Annotated in this window: 13 protein-coding genes; 8 read left to right on the forward strand and 5 right to left on the reverse strand. The window is 73.0% G+C overall.

All coding sequences use genetic code 11. The annotated features are described in order from the left end of the window. The first annotated feature begins 17 nt into the window (after positions 1 to 17). Positions 18 to 698, forward strand: coding sequence for an LPXTG cell wall anchor domain-containing protein (locus OG607_RS27780; RefSeq protein WP_405729048.1), 681 nt, complete (start codon positions 18 to 20; stop codon positions 696 to 698). A 66-nt stretch (positions 699 to 764) separates the two neighbouring features. On the opposite strand, the gene ppc is transcribed toward OG607_RS27780, so the two are convergent. Continuing rightward, positions 765 to 3,491 carry a phosphoenolpyruvate carboxylase gene (gene ppc, locus OG607_RS27785; protein WP_405729051.1) on the reverse strand — a complete coding sequence of 909 codons (2,727 nt, stop codon included), beginning with the start codon at positions 3,489 to 3,491 and terminating at the stop codon, positions 765 to 767. A 157-nt stretch (positions 3,492 to 3,648) separates the two neighbouring features. Between ppc and OG607_RS27790 the strand changes: the two genes are divergently transcribed. After that, on the forward strand, positions 3,649 to 4,914 hold the full coding sequence (locus OG607_RS27790) for a sensor histidine kinase (protein WP_405729054.1): 1,266 nt from the start codon (positions 3,649 to 3,651) through the stop codon (positions 4,912 to 4,914). A gap of 11 nt (positions 4,915 to 4,925) precedes the next feature. On the opposite strand, the gene OG607_RS27795 is transcribed toward OG607_RS27790, so the two are convergent. Together OG607_RS27795 and OG607_RS27800 are read right to left on the reverse strand one after the other, a co-directional pair. Continuing rightward, on the reverse strand, positions 4,926 to 5,234 hold the full coding sequence (locus OG607_RS27795) for a hypothetical protein (protein WP_405729057.1): 309 nt from the start codon (positions 5,232 to 5,234) through the stop codon (positions 4,926 to 4,928). Between the two features lie 47 nt (positions 5,235 to 5,281). Next, positions 5,282 to 6,010, reverse strand: coding sequence for an IclR family transcriptional regulator (locus tag OG607_RS27800; RefSeq protein WP_405729060.1), 729 nt, complete (start codon positions 6,008 to 6,010; stop codon positions 5,282 to 5,284). Positions 6,011 to 6,252: 242 nt separating this feature from the next. On the opposite strand from OG607_RS27800, the gene OG607_RS27805 reads away from it, so the two are divergent. Both OG607_RS27805 and OG607_RS27810 read left to right on the forward strand, forming a co-directional pair. Further along, the gene (locus OG607_RS27805; RefSeq protein ID WP_405729063.1) at positions 6,253 to 7,248 is read left to right on the forward strand and encodes a zinc-binding dehydrogenase; all 996 of its coding nucleotides are present in this window, start codon (positions 6,253 to 6,255) and stop codon (positions 7,246 to 7,248) included. 38 nt (positions 7,249 to 7,286) lie between these two features. Further along, positions 7,287 to 8,120, forward strand: coding sequence for a sugar phosphate isomerase/epimerase family protein (locus OG607_RS27810; protein WP_405729066.1), 834 nt, complete (start codon positions 7,287 to 7,289; stop codon positions 8,118 to 8,120). Positions 8,121 to 8,231: 111 nt separating this feature from the next. Here the strand turns inward: OG607_RS27810 and OG607_RS27815 are convergent, their stop codons facing one another. Together OG607_RS27815 and OG607_RS27820 are read right to left on the reverse strand one after the other, a co-directional pair. After that, positions 8,232 to 8,714: an SUKH-3 domain-containing protein gene (locus tag OG607_RS27815; RefSeq protein WP_405729069.1), complete on the reverse strand. Its 483-nt coding sequence runs from the start codon at positions 8,712 to 8,714 to the stop codon at positions 8,232 to 8,234. 5 nt (positions 8,715 to 8,719) lie between these two features. Next, positions 8,720 to 9,238, reverse strand: a complete 519-nt coding sequence (locus tag OG607_RS27820) for a YwqJ-related putative deaminase (RefSeq protein WP_405729072.1) — start codon at positions 9,236 to 9,238, stop codon at positions 8,720 to 8,722. Positions 9,239 to 9,473: 235 nt separating this feature from the next. On the opposite strand from OG607_RS27820, the gene OG607_RS27825 reads away from it, so the two are divergent. From OG607_RS27825 to OG607_RS27840, 4 genes are all read left to right on the forward strand, one after another. Further along, positions 9,474 to 10,457 (forward strand): SMI1/KNR4 family protein, encoded by a 984-nt coding sequence (locus OG607_RS27825; protein ID WP_405729075.1) that lies wholly within the window; start codon positions 9,474 to 9,476, stop codon positions 10,455 to 10,457. An 8-nt stretch (positions 10,458 to 10,465) separates the two neighbouring features. Then, positions 10,466 to 11,350, forward strand: a complete 885-nt coding sequence (locus OG607_RS27830; RefSeq protein WP_405729078.1) for a hypothetical protein — start codon at positions 10,466 to 10,468, stop codon at positions 11,348 to 11,350. Further along, positions 11,323 to 12,552, forward strand: coding sequence for an SUKH-4 family immunity protein (locus OG607_RS27835; RefSeq protein ID WP_405729081.1), 1,230 nt, complete (start codon positions 11,323 to 11,325; stop codon positions 12,550 to 12,552). Before OG607_RS27830 ends, OG607_RS27835 begins: the two co-directional genes overlap by 28 nt. Positions 12,553 to 12,683: 131 nt before the next feature. Further along, the gene (locus tag OG607_RS27840) at positions 12,684 to 13,613 is read left to right on the forward strand and encodes a DivIVA domain-containing protein (protein WP_405729084.1); all 930 of its coding nucleotides are present in this window, start codon (positions 12,684 to 12,686) and stop codon (positions 13,611 to 13,613) included. Position 13,614: the final 1 nt, after the last annotated feature.

Below are 13,614 nucleotides of genomic sequence, written 5' to 3' on the forward strand. Positions count from 1 at the left end.
CTCAGGTTGGTCTGCTCATGCGCACCTTCTTCCCGGCCTGTGCGGTCGCCGCAGCGGTGTCCCTGCTGCTGGCTCCCGCTGCCGCTCCCGCGTTCGCGGCCGACGGCGACACATACACGGTTCCCATCCATCAGGAGCTTCCGCTCACCGCCACTTCCGAGGGCGTCGAGAATGAGGCGACCTGCTCGACGATCCCGGACGACCAGGACGGCTGGCACTTCGTCCTGCCCACCAACGAGACGGACTTCGTCAAGCTCACGGTGACCTTCAAGCCCGGCGGCGAGCAGGTCATCACCAGCTTCGGGCCGCCGAGCGACAAGCACGCCTACGTGGCGTCGGAGCCGGGCGCGGAGCTGGTCTCGGCCGTCGCCGAGGTCAAGGGCGGCGACGTCAGCTGGTTCAACCTGTCGCACACCTGCCCGGCGGAGTCCGGTTCCTCGGAGTCGGCCACGCCGACGCCCTCCGGTTCCTCCTCCGCGTCGGCTTCGGCTTCCTCCTCCGCGAGCGCGTCGGCTTCGGCCACGGATTCCGCCTCCACCTCCGCTTCCGCCTCTACCTCCGCGTCGGCTTCGGCCACCGCCTCCACCGGCAGCGACCTCGCCGAGACCGGCGCCGACGTCGGTGGCATCGCCATCGCGGCCGTGCTGCTGCTCGCCGCCGGCGGCGCACTGGTGGTGCTGCGCCGCCGCAAGGCCTGACCCAGGGCCCAGAAACGCCGATGGCGCCGTCCCCTGCGCGGGGGGACGGCGCCATCGGCGTTGGTTTCACCCCGTGTTGCGCAGGCCGGCCGCCACGCCGTTGACCGTCAGCAGGAGGGCGCGGGCCAGCAGCGGGTCCGGGTCCTCGCCGCGGGCGGCGGCTTCGCGCTGGCGGTGCAGCAGGGTGACCTGGAGGTAGGAGATCGGGTCGAGGTAGGCGTCACGGATGTGGAAGGTCTGCCGCAGGACCGGCTGGGCGTCCAGCAACCGGGCCTCGCCGGTGAGGCGCAGGACTTCCGCCACCGTGAGAGCGTGCTCGGCCTTGATGACGTCGAAGACGTGCTTGAGCTCGTCCGGGACCAGGCTGTCGACGTAGTGCTGGGCGATCCGCAGGTCCGTCTTGGCCAGCGTCATCTCCACGTTGGACAGGAAGTTGCGGAAGAAGTGCCACTGCTCCTGAGCCTCGGTGAGCTCCTGGTCGAGCCCCGCCTCCCGGGCGGCCTTCAGGCCCGAGCCGACGCCGAACCAGCCCGGCACGATCTGCCGGGACTGCGTCCAGCCGAACACCCACGGGATCGCCCGCAGTCCGTCCAGGCCCGCGCCGGAATCCGGCCTGCGCGAGGGGCGCGAGCCGAGGTGCAGCTCGGCGAGCTGGTCGACGGGCGTCGAGGCGAAGAAGTACGCCGGCAGGTCCGGGTCCTCCACCAGGCGGCGGTACGCGGCATGCGCAGCGTCGCTCACGACGTCCATGGCCGCGTCCCAGCGGGCCAGCGCCTCGTCGGACTGCCGGGGCGAGGTGTGCAGGGCCGAGGCCTGGAGCGTGGCGGCGACGGTGAGTTCCAGGTTCTCCCTGGCCAGGGAGGGGATCAGGTACTTGTCGGAGATGACCTCGCCCTGCTCGGTCACCTTGATCTCGCCCTCCAGCGTGCCCCACGGCTGCGCGAGGATCGCGTCGTGCGAGGGGCCGCCGCCACGGCCGACGGTGCCGCCGCGGCCGTGGAAGAGGCGAAGGCGTACGCCGTGGCGGTGGGCGACGTCGCGAAGGCGTCGCTGCGCACGGTGGATTTCCCACTGGGAGGTGGTGATGCCGCCGAACTTGGAGGAGTCGGAGTAGCCGAGCATGACCTCCTGCACGTCGCCGCGCAGGGAGACGAGCTTGCGGTAGGAGGGGTCGGAGAGCATCTCGTCGAGGAGCTGGTCGGCGATCTTCAGCTCGTCGGTGGTCTCCAGCAGCGGCACGATGCCGATCTTGGCCACCCCCGCGTGCAGGTCGACCAGCCCGGCCTCGCGGGCCAGGACGGCGGCGGCGAAGACGTCGTCGGAGCCCAGGCACATCGAGATGATGTACGACTCGATGACCTCGGGCCCGAAGCGGGCGAAGGCCTCGCGGATGGTGTGGAAGACGCCGAGGGTCTTCGTCCCCTCCTCGTCCAGCGGCGCCGGGGTGCCGGCCAGCGGACGGCGCGAGCGCAGCTCCTTGGCGAGCAGCTTGCGGCGGTAGTCGCGCGGCATGTCCACGTACCGCCAGGACTCCTCGCCCAGGCGGTCGAAGAGCTGGCCCAGGGCGTGGTGGTGGGCGTCGGCGTGCTCGCGGACGTCCATGGTGGCGAGCTGGAGGCCGAAGGCCGAGAGCGTACGGATCGCGCGGTCCAGGCGGCCGTCGGCGATCAGCTCGCCCTTGTGGGCGCGCAGCGAGTCCTGGAGCAGGCGCAGGTCGGCGAGGAGCTCGGCGGTGCCGAGGTAGTCGCGGCCGTCGACGTGCGGGGTGCCCTTGGCCAGGCGGGCGCGGGTGTTGACCAGCTTCTGGCGGACGCAGGTGGCCTTGAGGCGGTACGGCTCCTCGGCGTTGAGCCGCTTGTAGCGCGGGCTGATCTCCGGGAGGAGGGTGATGTCCCGGTCGAGGGAGTCCAGGAGCTCCTGGCTCGCGCCGGCGTTGCGGATGGAGTTGGACAGCGCCGCGCGCAGGTCGTCGATCAGCTCCAGCGCGTCGTTGATGCCGTGCTCGTGCTGGAGCAGCAGCACCTCCCAGGTCACCGCCGGGGTGACGTTCGGGTTGCCGTCGCGGTCGCCGCCGATCCAGGTGCCGAAGGTCAGCGGGCGGGTCTCGGGCGGCAGCGGCACGCCGACCCGCTCCAGTTCGGCGGACAGGTCTTCGAGTACGTAGCCGACCGCGCCGCTGTGCAGCTCGTCCAGGTAGTAGATGGCGTTGCGCGCCTCGTCGGCGGGCTCGGGGCGCACCACGCGCAGCTCGTCCGTCTGCCAGAGCAGGTCGATGTTCTCCGCAAGGCGCATGTCGGCGCGGCGGCGGTCGCCGTTGTCGGCGGGCTTCTCCAGGAGGGCGGCGATGCGGCGCAGCTTGTTCAGCACGCTGCGGCGGGCGGCCTCGGTGGGGTGGGCGGTGAAGACCGGCCGTACGTTGAGATTGCGCACGGTATCCGCGAGATGCACCGGATCGGCGTCCTTGAGCAGATCCGCGGTCTGCGCGAGCAGCCCTCCGTCGGCGGCGCGGCGCGCGCGCAGCTCACGGCCGCGGTGCACCTGCTCGGTGACGTTCGCCAGGTTGAAGTAGGTGGAGAAGGCGCGGACCAGCTTCGCGGCCGTCTCCAGATCGGTTGCCCCCAGCAGCTCCGCGGCGGCCTCGCCGTCGGTCCGGGTCAGGGCGCGGACCTTCTCGACCAGGTCGAGAAGTTCCTGTCCCTCCTGCCGTACGAGCGTCCCGCCGAGCAGGTCGCCCAGCCGGCGGATGTCCGCGCGCAGCGGGGCACTCTCGGTCGTGATGTCGGCGCTGCTCATTAGGTGCGGCTCCTAGTGCAGTGGAATGGGCGGCGGGCAAGTTTGTGCAGACCACGCTGTCCGACGGCACCAGGATAGGTCGGCGCCGCCCCGGCCACCCGGGTCGCCCGCCAGGCGGACACCCTGCCGCCCGGGCGTGTCGCCTACGCTGGGGTACATGAGTACGACGGGGGAGTACGTACCTGGTAACCGGCTGTGGTGGTGGCCACGGCGGCGCAGTGTGGTTCTGGACGCGGTACTGGCCGCGATATCCGCGGTCGAGTGCCTCATCGAAGGCGTCTACTTCGCCGAGCGCACCGGCGTTTCGGTCGGTGTCACCAGCCTCTTCGGGCTGCTCGTCGGCGCCGCGCTGCTGTTCCGGCGGCGCTGGCCGGTCGCCGTCGTCCTGCTCTCGATCGCCGTCACGCCCGCCCAGATGGGCGTCCTTCTCGGCATGGTCGGCCTCTACACCCTGGCCGCGTCCGATGTCCCGCGCCGCATCACCGCGGTCCTCGTCGGCATGTCCGTGGCCGGCACTCTCATCGCGACCTTCCTCAAGACCGGTCAGGGCTACGACGGCAGCCTTGCCGCCACCGTCGTCACCTCCGTCCTGGCGGCGGTCGGCGTCAACGCCCCGCCCGTTCTCCTCGGTATGTACGTCGGCGCCCGGCGCCGCCTCGTCGAGAGCCTGCGCGAGCGCGCCGACGGACTTGAGCGCGAACTCTCGCTGCTCGCCGAGAAGGCCTCCGAGCGCGCCGAGCGGGCCCGCATGGAGGAACGCACGCGCATAGCGAGGGAAATGCACGACGTGGTGGCCCACCGCGTCAGCCTCATGGTCGTCCACGCCGCCGCCCTCGAGGCGGTGGCGCTGAAGGACCCGCAGAAGGCGGCCGTCAACGCCGGCATGCTGGGGGACATGGGCCGTCAGGCCCTCAACGAACTGCGGCAGATGCTGGGCGTGCTGCGCACGCCGCCCGTGTCCACGCCCGTGCCGGTGTCGGCGCCGCTCTTAGCGCTCGGCGACGGCGGCGGCGTTGACGGCGATGATGACGGGCCCTGCCTGGAGGAGTTGGAGGTCCTCGTCGAGGAGTCGCGCGCTGTCGGGATGAGCGTCGACTTCACTGTGGAGGGCGCGAAGCGGCCCGTCGCCGCCCTCGTCCAGACCACCGTCTACCGCGTCGTCCAGGAAGCTCTGACCAACGTCCACAAGCACGCGCCCGGTGCCAAGGCCCAGGTCCGCCTCGCCTACCGGGAGGACGAGGTCGCCGTCCTCGTCCTGAACGGACCGCCCGACGGCGGCTCCGACGTACGGCTGCCCAGCGGCGGCAACGGGCTCCTCGGCATGAGGGAGCGGGTCACCGCGCTGGGCGGCGGCTTCGCGGCGGGCGCGACGGGTGAGGGCGGCTTCCGTGTTTCCGCGCTGGTGCCGGCCCGGGCGGGCTGAATCGGACCGGGTCAGGTCAGGCGGCGCTCAAGTACGCGGTCCGCGTCGCCGAGCAGGGGCGTGGCCAGCGCCTGGGCCTCCTCGGCCGAGGAGGCGCCGATCGCGGCGGCGATCCGCTCCCAGCTGACGCCGGAGGCGAGCAGCGCCTGAACGGCGGATCCGACCGCTGCCGAAGAGGCGCGGCGGGCGCGTTCGAGTTCGGAGAGGGTGGAGAGGAGATCGGGGGCGACGCGGGCGCGGTCAAGGCCGTCCCGTACCGCGTCGCAGGACTGTCCGGCGGTCACCCACCAGTCGGCCGGGGTCACTGTCACCGTATTCATACGCGCAAGCCTACGCCGCGGACCGTCAAACGGCACGACAGGTCCGCTCAGCGGACCTCCGGCAGTACGCCCTCCAGTTCCTTCGCTGCGGTTCCGAGCGCCGCCGCGAACCCCCGCACCCGCTCGGCGGTGAAACGCGAGGTCGGCCCGCCGAAGGACAGCGCGGCGACCACCGTGCCGCCCCGCCCGCGGACCGGGACGGCGACCGAGGACAGCCCTTCCTCCCGCTCGCCGTGGCTGACGGCGAAGCCGTCGTGGCGGGCCTCGCCCACCCATCTGCGCAGGGTGGCGACGTGCGCGGCCCCGTAGGGCGACCGTTCCGCGACCCTCACGAGCAGTGCGTCCGGGGCATCGAGGAGCAGCGCCTTCGCGACGCCGCCGGCCCACAGCGGAAGCTCGTCGCCGACCCGCACGACCTGCCGGAGGCTGCGCGGGCCCTCTTCCTGGGCGATGCAGACGCGGTGGACGTCCCGCCGGACGTAGACGTGCACGGTCTCCATGTGCTGGGCGGCGAGCCCCCGCAGCACACGCAGGGCGGCGCCCGGCAGCTGCCAGGTGTGCTCGGCGAGCCGGGCCCAGCGCAGGAGGGCGGGGCCGGCGGCGTAGCGGCCGTGCTCGTCGACCCAGAGCAGGCCGTTGAGGCGCAGCGTCTGGAGCAGCCGCAGGACGGTGGTCTTGGGCAGGCCGGTGTCGGTGACGATCTCGCGGATGGAGAGGGCGGGGCGCTGTTCGTCGAAGAGCCCCAGGATGTCGATCGCCCGCTGCACCGTCCGCATGCCGGCCGGTTCCTCAGCAGCCACAGCAAATCCCCCTATCGGTCCGTTTCGCCTCGTACGCCCAAAAGCTATCCGCCGTCACGGTCCGCCTGCCGGACCTGCCAGATATTTTCCCGCGCCCTCTTGCCCGCTCGTGGAATCCGGACCTATGGTCACCGGACAGACTGAATAACTAACCAGTTCGTACATTGAGCCACTGAGCCCCTTGAGCCCCTTGAGACCCTGAGAGCAGGCAGCGCCCGGTGAAAGCAGCGGTACTGACCGGCCCCGGCCGGATCGACACAGTCATGGACTGGCCGGAGCCCGTCGTCGGCCCGGGCGACGTCCTGGTCGACATGGGCGGTGTCGGCCTCTGCGGGTCGGACCTCACCGTCTTCGACGGCAAGCGGCTGCCGCCCGCCACGCCCTGGGTCATGGGCCACGAGGGCTACGGCCGGATCACCGCCCTCGGCGCGGACGTCCGGGACCGGGCCGTCGGTGATCTCGTCGCCATCGAGCCCAACTACAGCTGCCTGCGCACCGACTGCCCCGCCTGCCGCACCGGCCGCACCTCCGCCTGCCCGGACCGGGCCATCGTCGGTATGAACGCCCCGGGCGTCCTCGCCGAGCGCTGCGCCGTCCCGGCCGCCTTCGCGCACCCCGTCGCCGCCTCCGCCGGCCTCACCGGCGCCGACCTGGCCTGCGTGGAGCCTTACGCCGTCGCCCGCACCGCCGTCCAGCGCAGCCAGGTCACCCCCGCCGACCGCTGCCTGGTCATCGGCGCGGGCGCCCAGGGCCTGCTGGTCTGCCTCGCCCTGCTCGAACTCGGCATCAAGCCCGCCGTCACCGAGCCGCACCCCCAGCGCCTCGCCCGGGCCGAGCAGATCGGCGCCACGATCGCCGCCGACTCCGACGGCGACTACACCTACCTCTTCGAGACCTCCGGCCATGCCCCCGCCCTGCGCTCCGCCGTGCAGCGCACCGCGCCCGGCGCCACGGCCGTCCTCATCGGCCTGAGCGCCGCCGACCTGCCGCTCACCATCGAAGAGGTCGTGCGCAGGCAGCTCGTGCTGCGCGGCTCCCTCATCTACGACCACCCCGGCGACTTCGGCGCCGCCATCGCCGACCTGGAGCAGGCCGCCTTCCGCCCCAGCGCGGTCATCGACGCGGGCTTCCCGCTGGAGGCGGCCCAGGAGGCGTTCGCGGGAGCGCGTGAGCGGGCCGGCAAGACCTGGATCCGTATCGGCGACAAGAGCTGAGACGAAAGCCGATACGAAAGCCGAGAGGACTGATCGCCGTGGCCGCCCCCCTCGTCACCCGGCATGACCTCACCATCAGCGCACTCACCCTGCGCACCGCGGATTTTCCCTCCCGGGTACGGGCCGCCGCGCAGGCCGGATTCACCGGTATCGGCCTGAGCGTCGACCACTACCTGCAGGCCCGCGCCTCGGGCCTCACCGACCGGGACATGGCCGCGATGGTCGCCGAACACGGCCTTCGCATCAACGAGATCGAGCTTCTCAAGCACTGGGCCCGGCCCGAGACCCACACCCGCGAGGAACTGGAGGCCGACAACGCCCTCCTGCGCATGGCGGCCTCCCTCGGCGTCAGCCGTATCCACGCCGGGCTCTTCGAACCGCACACCCTCCCCGACCTGGTCGCCGGCTTCCGTGCGGTCTGCCGCCGCGCCCTGGACGCCGGTGCCACCGTCGGCCTGGAGTTCATGCCCTTCTCCGGCATCCGCGACCTCGGCCGGGTCCGCCGCATCATCGAGGAGGCCGCCCAGCCCAACGCCGGCATCATCCTCGACACCTGGCACATCGCCCGTGCCCACACCCCGCCCGGCCTCCTGGAGTCCCTCCCCGCCGACCTCGTCGTCAACGTCCAGCTCAACGACGCCGGTCCGGTGCCCTTCGCCGACCTCCGTGAAGAGGGCCGCCACCACCGGCTGCTGCCCGGCGAGGGACGGATCGAGCTCACCGAACTGCTGCGCCTGCTGCGCCGGAACGGCGTACAGGCCCCGTATTCGGTGGAGGTCCTGTCCGACGAGCTCGACGCGCACGATCCGGCCGAGACGGCGCGGCGCGCCTACGGCGCGACGTGCCGCGTGCTTGACGCTGCGCTGGGCTGAATTCAGCCCGTCCGGCGATTGAGGACAAAGCGCAGCCGACGGCTGCGCAACCCGGCGGACGTTCGCGGTCAGGGCGCCTACGGCGCCTAGGCGCCTACGGCGCCTAGGCGCCTACGGCGTCAGCCGCACCGGGCGCAGGCCGGTGACCAGGGTGGCCAGGGCCACGTCGATGGTCGGGCCGAGGTACCAGTCGCCGGTGTGGTCGACGGCGTAGACGCGGCCGTCGGCGGCGATGGCGAGCTGGGCGTGGCCGGAGGCCTCCTCGCCGAGGGGGCACAGCTCGGTGCCGAGGGCGCGGCCGAGGTCGCCGAGGGTGCGGGCGAGGTGGAGCCCGCACAGCGGGTCGATCCGCACGGCGGTGGGCGCGATGTGCCGCCCGGGCCCCGCCGCGGGCGGCACCGTGAGGCCGCCGAACTCGGCCCAGGCCTCGACGGCGGCCGGGAAGACGCAGTGCCGGTGCCCGGCGGGCGAGGTGTACGCGCGTAGCGTGTCGGCCCAGGTCTCGGCCTGCTGTATGTCCCAGCGGCCGGGCTGCCAGCCGGCGGCGCGCAGCGCGGAGCCGACGCCTGCGGTGAAACGCGTACTCGTGCCCATACTCATCACTTGGCCTTCACTCCCGCTCCGGGGTCGAACGGCCGCACGCCGAAATGCGACAGCAGCGGCAGACAGGAACGGCACGGCGGGGCATAGGAACCGTGTGCCGGATCGCCGTCCTCGCGTATACGGCGGGCCGTCAGTTTCGCGCCTTTCAAAGCCTTGCGGGCCTCGCCGCCCGTGAGCGGCTTGCGCGCGGCGCGTTTGCTCCGCGAGGCCTCGACGGAGTCGAGGTAGCGGGAGAGCAGGACGGGCTCGGGGCAGCGGCCGGCGAAGCGCTCGCGCGCGGATATGGGGAGCGTGTCGAGCAGGTCCTGCACCAGCGGGTGCAGCTCGGGCGGCTGCTCGGCCCTGTTGCCCGTGCAGGTCAGGACCTCGTCCCGGACGGACAGCGCGGCGGCGACGGCCGGTAGGATGCCATCGCGGCGGTACCGGAGCGCAGGCGGCGGCGTGGCGTAGGCGGCATCGGCCGTGCGCCAGTCGAGCCGCGGATCTGCGGTATCCGCGGGGTCTTTCGTTTCCATGATGGTGCGTCCCTCCCGTGCTCACCTTGCCAAAGACATCGGGTGATGCGGAAGTCGGTTGTGGGATGAGACATATCATTTGTGCCGGTTGTCACCGTGTGGTGTCGCAGTGTGATGACGTCAAATAGCCACCGGTCGGATGCACTTGAGGCGCACAAAGACCTGGTCTGACGGTGTCGTGCATGCAACCCCTAGGCTGTGCCCAACAGCCAGATTCAGCATGGGGGCATCCGCAATGACGACAGGTCGGCCCGTGCAGCAGGCCGCGCCACCGAACGCGGCCTACGCCGGACAGGTCGTACGTTTCCCGGATCCGGTCCGCGCCGCCCGGCACCCGCACGGGGTGCTGGTGGACGACGCCGGCCATCCGGTCTTCACACCGTACGCGCGGGCCGCGGCCGAGATCGCCGAGCCCCCGGAGGGCTTCGGAATAGACGAACTCCGGCTCACCGACCACGTGTCCGCCAATGCCGCGCTGCACGCGGCGGGGCACGAGCTGTGGGGCGGTGTCCAGTCCCCGGTCGGCACCCCGCACGGCTGGACCTGGCATCACGTCGCCGGCACCCGCCGCCTTGAGCTGGTCCCGGTCGAGGTGAAGGCGCTGCTGCGGCACCACGGCGGCCTCGCCGGGTCCGTGGCCGACCACGCCAAACGCGGCACGCGCCCGCTGCAGGAAACCCGGCCTGCGCATTTCGGATTGCCCAAGGACCCGGTCACGGTGACCGAGGATCAGCTGCTGGAGACCGAGGAGGAGCTCGGCTACCGGCTGCCCGGCGCCTACCGGACCTTCCTGAAGGCCGCGGGCGGCTGTGCGCCGCGCGGGGTCGCGCTCGACCCGCAGCTCGGGCTGCTGATCGACCAGCCGTTCTTCACGGTCCGGGACGAGGCGGCGCTGAACGACCTGGTGTACGTCAACAAGTGCCTGCGCGACCACCTGACGAAGGATTACCTGGCCGTCGGTTACGTCCAGGGCGGCGTGCTCGCGGTGAAGGTGCGCGACGAGGACGCCGGGTCGGTGTGGTTCTGCGCGTACGACGACGTACGGGACGGGGACGGCTGGCCGTCGGTCCAGGAACGCGTCGCGGATCTGCTGCTGCCCTGCGGCGAGACCTTCGACGTCTTCCTGGCGCGGCTGGCCGGCAATCCGCCCGAGCTGGAGACGGTGGCGAACCTGATGGTGGACGGCGGCTTCGCTCACGCCGTCCCGGTGGAAGGGTGAATCGGGAGATGGTCACGTTCGCGCAGGCGCAGGAGCGCGCCGAGCGGTGGATCAACGGTGACGTCCCGGCGTACTACGCCCGCGAGGTGAAGGTGCGCGAGTTCGCACTCGGCTTCGTGGCCTGGAGCGAGCCCCGCGAGGACGGCCCGGCGACGGACGACGGCGCGGTGCGCCTGGTCATCGCCCGGGACAGCGGTGAGGCCACGCTGTGGCCCGCCCTGCCGGTCGGCGAGGTCATCCGGCGGTACGAGGAGGAGTACGGGGCCCCGCCGCGCGACGCCGTGCCGGAGGCGGCGCAGCCGCCCGAGCGCATCGACCTGGAGGCGACGTCCTTCCTGCTGAGCCCGCCCCAGTGGCTGCAGGACGCGGCCGACCGCATCGGCATCCCCGACAACCGGGAAGGCGCCGCGCCCCTCGCGGCACCCGCCGCCGCCGCGACGCCGACGCCGACACCGCCCCCGGCCAGGACCCCGCCGCCCGCGCCCATCCCGACGCCTGCGCCCGCGCCCGCCGCCGCAGCGCCCACACCCGCGCCTCCCGCCCCCACGCCGCCGCCCGCGCCGTGGCGCAACACCAACACCGCTGACGACGCCGGGTCCGTGGCCCCGCCCGCCACGGTCTTCGCCGCGCCCGTCTCCCGCGAGCCCGCCGCGGCGCCGCTGCCGCCCCCTCCGGCCCCAGCGCCCCGCTGCCGCCGCCCGGTTTCCCGGGGGCCTCGGTGCCGCCGCCGGCGCCTCGCGGGGCGTCGGACATCGCGGAGGCGGAGACGTCGAAGGCGGGGCGCGGGAGCGTGCCTGCGCCGCCGCCCCCGGGGCCGCCCGGACGGCCTGCGCAGGCCGCGCCCGCGCCGCCGGTCGGCGGCTATGTGCCGACGCAAGCCGTGCGCGCGCTGAGCCAGGACGGCCCGCCGCCTCCGCCGCCCGCGCCCGGCATCCCGCGCGGCGCGGGCGTCGCCCCTGCCCCCGCCCCCGTCGCCGCCCAGCCCGGGGGCGTACACCACGCGGCGACGATGATGTCCGTGCCCGGCGGTACGCCGCCCCCGCCGCCCCCCGCGCCGTATGCGCCGCATGCGCAAGGCGGTTACGGCTATCCGCCGCCTCCCGCCGGGGTGCCCATCGTGGGCCCCGGCTATATGGCGGTGCTGCGCTACCGCGCGCAGGACGGCTCGGAGCAGCAGCTCATCCGCCGCTCCGCGCCCGGCACGCCGCACCCGGAGTGGCAGATCCTGCACGAGCTGCGCGCGCTGGGCGTTCCGCCGCAGCAGGTGCTGGAGCTGCACACGGAGCTGGAGTCCTGCGACCTGCCCGGCGGCTACTGCGCGCGCATGATCCGGGAGACCTGGCCACAGGTCCGGATCAGCCACACCGCGCCGTACGGAAAGGACCACGCGGGCCGCCAGCAGGGCGTACAGCATCTGCTCACCCATCTCGCCGAGCTGCACCAGGTGGCGGGCGCGCCCGCGATCGCGCCGCCGCAGCGCGTGCCGCTGCCGCATCCCGCGCAGGTGCAGCGGGTGCCGCCGATCCCGCTGGACGGGATCGGGCACGAGCTGGCGCAGGCCTTCGGGCCGCAGGGGGTGTTCCGGTTCGACCAGCGGGCCGTGTCGCGGCAGGGCGTGCCGGAGATCGTGGCGCAGACCCTGACCTGGTCCGGGCTGCCGGTGGACTTCGGCCCGTTCTTCTGGGCCCAGGCGCAGCCGGGCCGTCCGGTGCCGACGCTGGCCGAGCTGGCGGCCGAGCGCGGGGTGCCGGCGGGGCCGGACGCGGGCTCGTACCTGGTCATGGGCAATGACTTCGGGCGCCAGCTGTGCGTCCAGTACGGCACCGCGCACATCGTCGCCGTACCGCTGGAGGCGGCGCCCGGCGGGCAGCCGGCCGTGCCGCAGTTCGTGAATTCGAGCCTGCCGGAATTCGCCCGCTGCCTGGCCCTGCTGGGGCGGATGTGGCGGCTGAGGCTCGGGCTGACCCCGGACCAGGCGGGCCGCTGGACGGTCGACCTCCAGAACCAGCTCGCCGCCCTCGACCCGGCGGCGGTCGCCTCGCCGGACCACTGGTGGGCGGTGCTGATCGAGCAGATGTGGGACGGCCTGCTCTGACGCCTGGGGCAAGGGGCGCACCTCGTCGATGACGAGGTGCGCCCCTTTTGTTGGTTTTGGGGTGTCGCGTTATGAACAAATAGGGCAAATGGATAAAAATGGGGGTACGGAAAGACGACGAGGGGCATCGCATGGACTTCGCCTTTGGTACCGCCCGCGGCCGCGGCTACCGCCCCGACCAGGTCGACCGCTTCCTCGACGAACTCTCCGAGGACCGTGACGCGGCCTGGGAGCGCGCCGCCCGGCTCACCGTCCTCGCCAACGAGATGGACGCCGAGTGCGCCGCGCTGCGCGAGACCATCGCCACCCTCCCGCCGCCCTCCTTCGAGGCCCTCGGCCCCGGCGCCCAGGAGCTGATGCACCTCGTCCAGGACGAGGCCACCGCCGTACGCCACCGCGCCGAAGCCGAGGCCCAGTACGCCCACGACACCGCCGACGCGGCCCGCCTCGCCCTCCTCGACGAGGCCCGCGCCGCCGCCCAGGCCCGGCTGGCCGTCGCCGAGGAGCACGTCCAGCGCGTCCTCGGCGAGGCACGCGCCGCGGCCGGAGCGCTGCGCGCCGAGGCCGCGCGCGAGGCCGCGCTCGTCGTCGGCGAGGCCCAGCGCACCCTCGACGCGGCCCGCCACGACGCCGACCGCACCCTCTCCGAGCTCGGCAAGGAACAACGCGAGCAGCTCGACGCCGTCCACCACGAGATCGCCGAGCGCGATGCCGGCACCGACAGCCGCATGGGCGAACTCACCTCCTACGCCGAGAGCTTCGCCCACGAGGCCGAACGCGCCCTCGCCGGCGCCCAGGCCGACGCGCGGCGCCGCCAGGCCGACGCGGAGGCCGCCGCCGCGGAGCTGCTCGCGCAGGCGCGGGTACGGGAGGAGCGGATCCGGCGCGATGCCGAGCGGGAGCTGCGCGAGCACGAGGTGCGGCGCGAGGAGATCCGCGAGCATCTCGCGTATGTGCGGAGCAGTTTGGCGGCACTTACCGGGCGGGAGCCCGGCGTCGATCCGGCCGAGGCTGCGGTTGAGGCCGAGGCCGAGGTGGAGTCCGTCGATGAAGAGAGCTGAC

The sequence above is a fragment of the Streptomyces sp. NBC_01537 genome, from assembly GCF_045040445.1.
GTDB lineage: Bacteria > Actinomycetota > Actinomycetes > Streptomycetales > Streptomycetaceae > Actinacidiphila.

Coding starts and splice junctions, on each gene's coding strand:
- OG607_RS27825 (WP_405729075.1), top strand. CDS start 9,474: ATGACGACAGGTCGGCCCGTGCAGCAGGCCGCGCCACCGAACGCGGCC.
- OG607_RS27830 (WP_405729078.1), top strand. CDS start 10,466: ATGGTCACGTTCGCGCAGGCGCAGGAGCGCGCCGAGCGGTGGATCAAC.
- OG607_RS27815 (WP_405729069.1), bottom strand. CDS start 8,714: ATGGGCACGAGTACGCGTTTCACCGCAGGCGTCGGCTCCGCGCTGCGC.
- OG607_RS27780 (WP_405729048.1), top strand. CDS start 18: ATGCGCACCTTCTTCCCGGCCTGTGCGGTCGCCGCAGCGGTGTCCCTG.
- OG607_RS27800 (WP_405729060.1), bottom strand. CDS start 6,010: ATGCGGACGGTGCAGCGGGCGATCGACATCCTGGGGCTCTTCGACGAA.
- OG607_RS27840 (WP_405729084.1), top strand. CDS start 12,684: ATGGACTTCGCCTTTGGTACCGCCCGCGGCCGCGGCTACCGCCCCGAC.
- ppc (WP_405729051.1), bottom strand. CDS start 3,491: ATGAGCAGCGCCGACATCACGACCGAGAGTGCCCCGCTGCGCGCGGAC.
- OG607_RS27820 (WP_405729072.1), bottom strand. CDS start 9,238: ATGGAAACGAAAGACCCCGCGGATACCGCAGATCCGCGGCTCGACTGG.
- OG607_RS27795 (WP_405729057.1), bottom strand. CDS start 5,234: ATGAATACGGTGACAGTGACCCCGGCCGACTGGTGGGTGACCGCCGGA.
- OG607_RS27790 (WP_405729054.1), top strand. CDS start 3,649: ATGAGTACGACGGGGGAGTACGTACCTGGTAACCGGCTGTGGTGGTGG.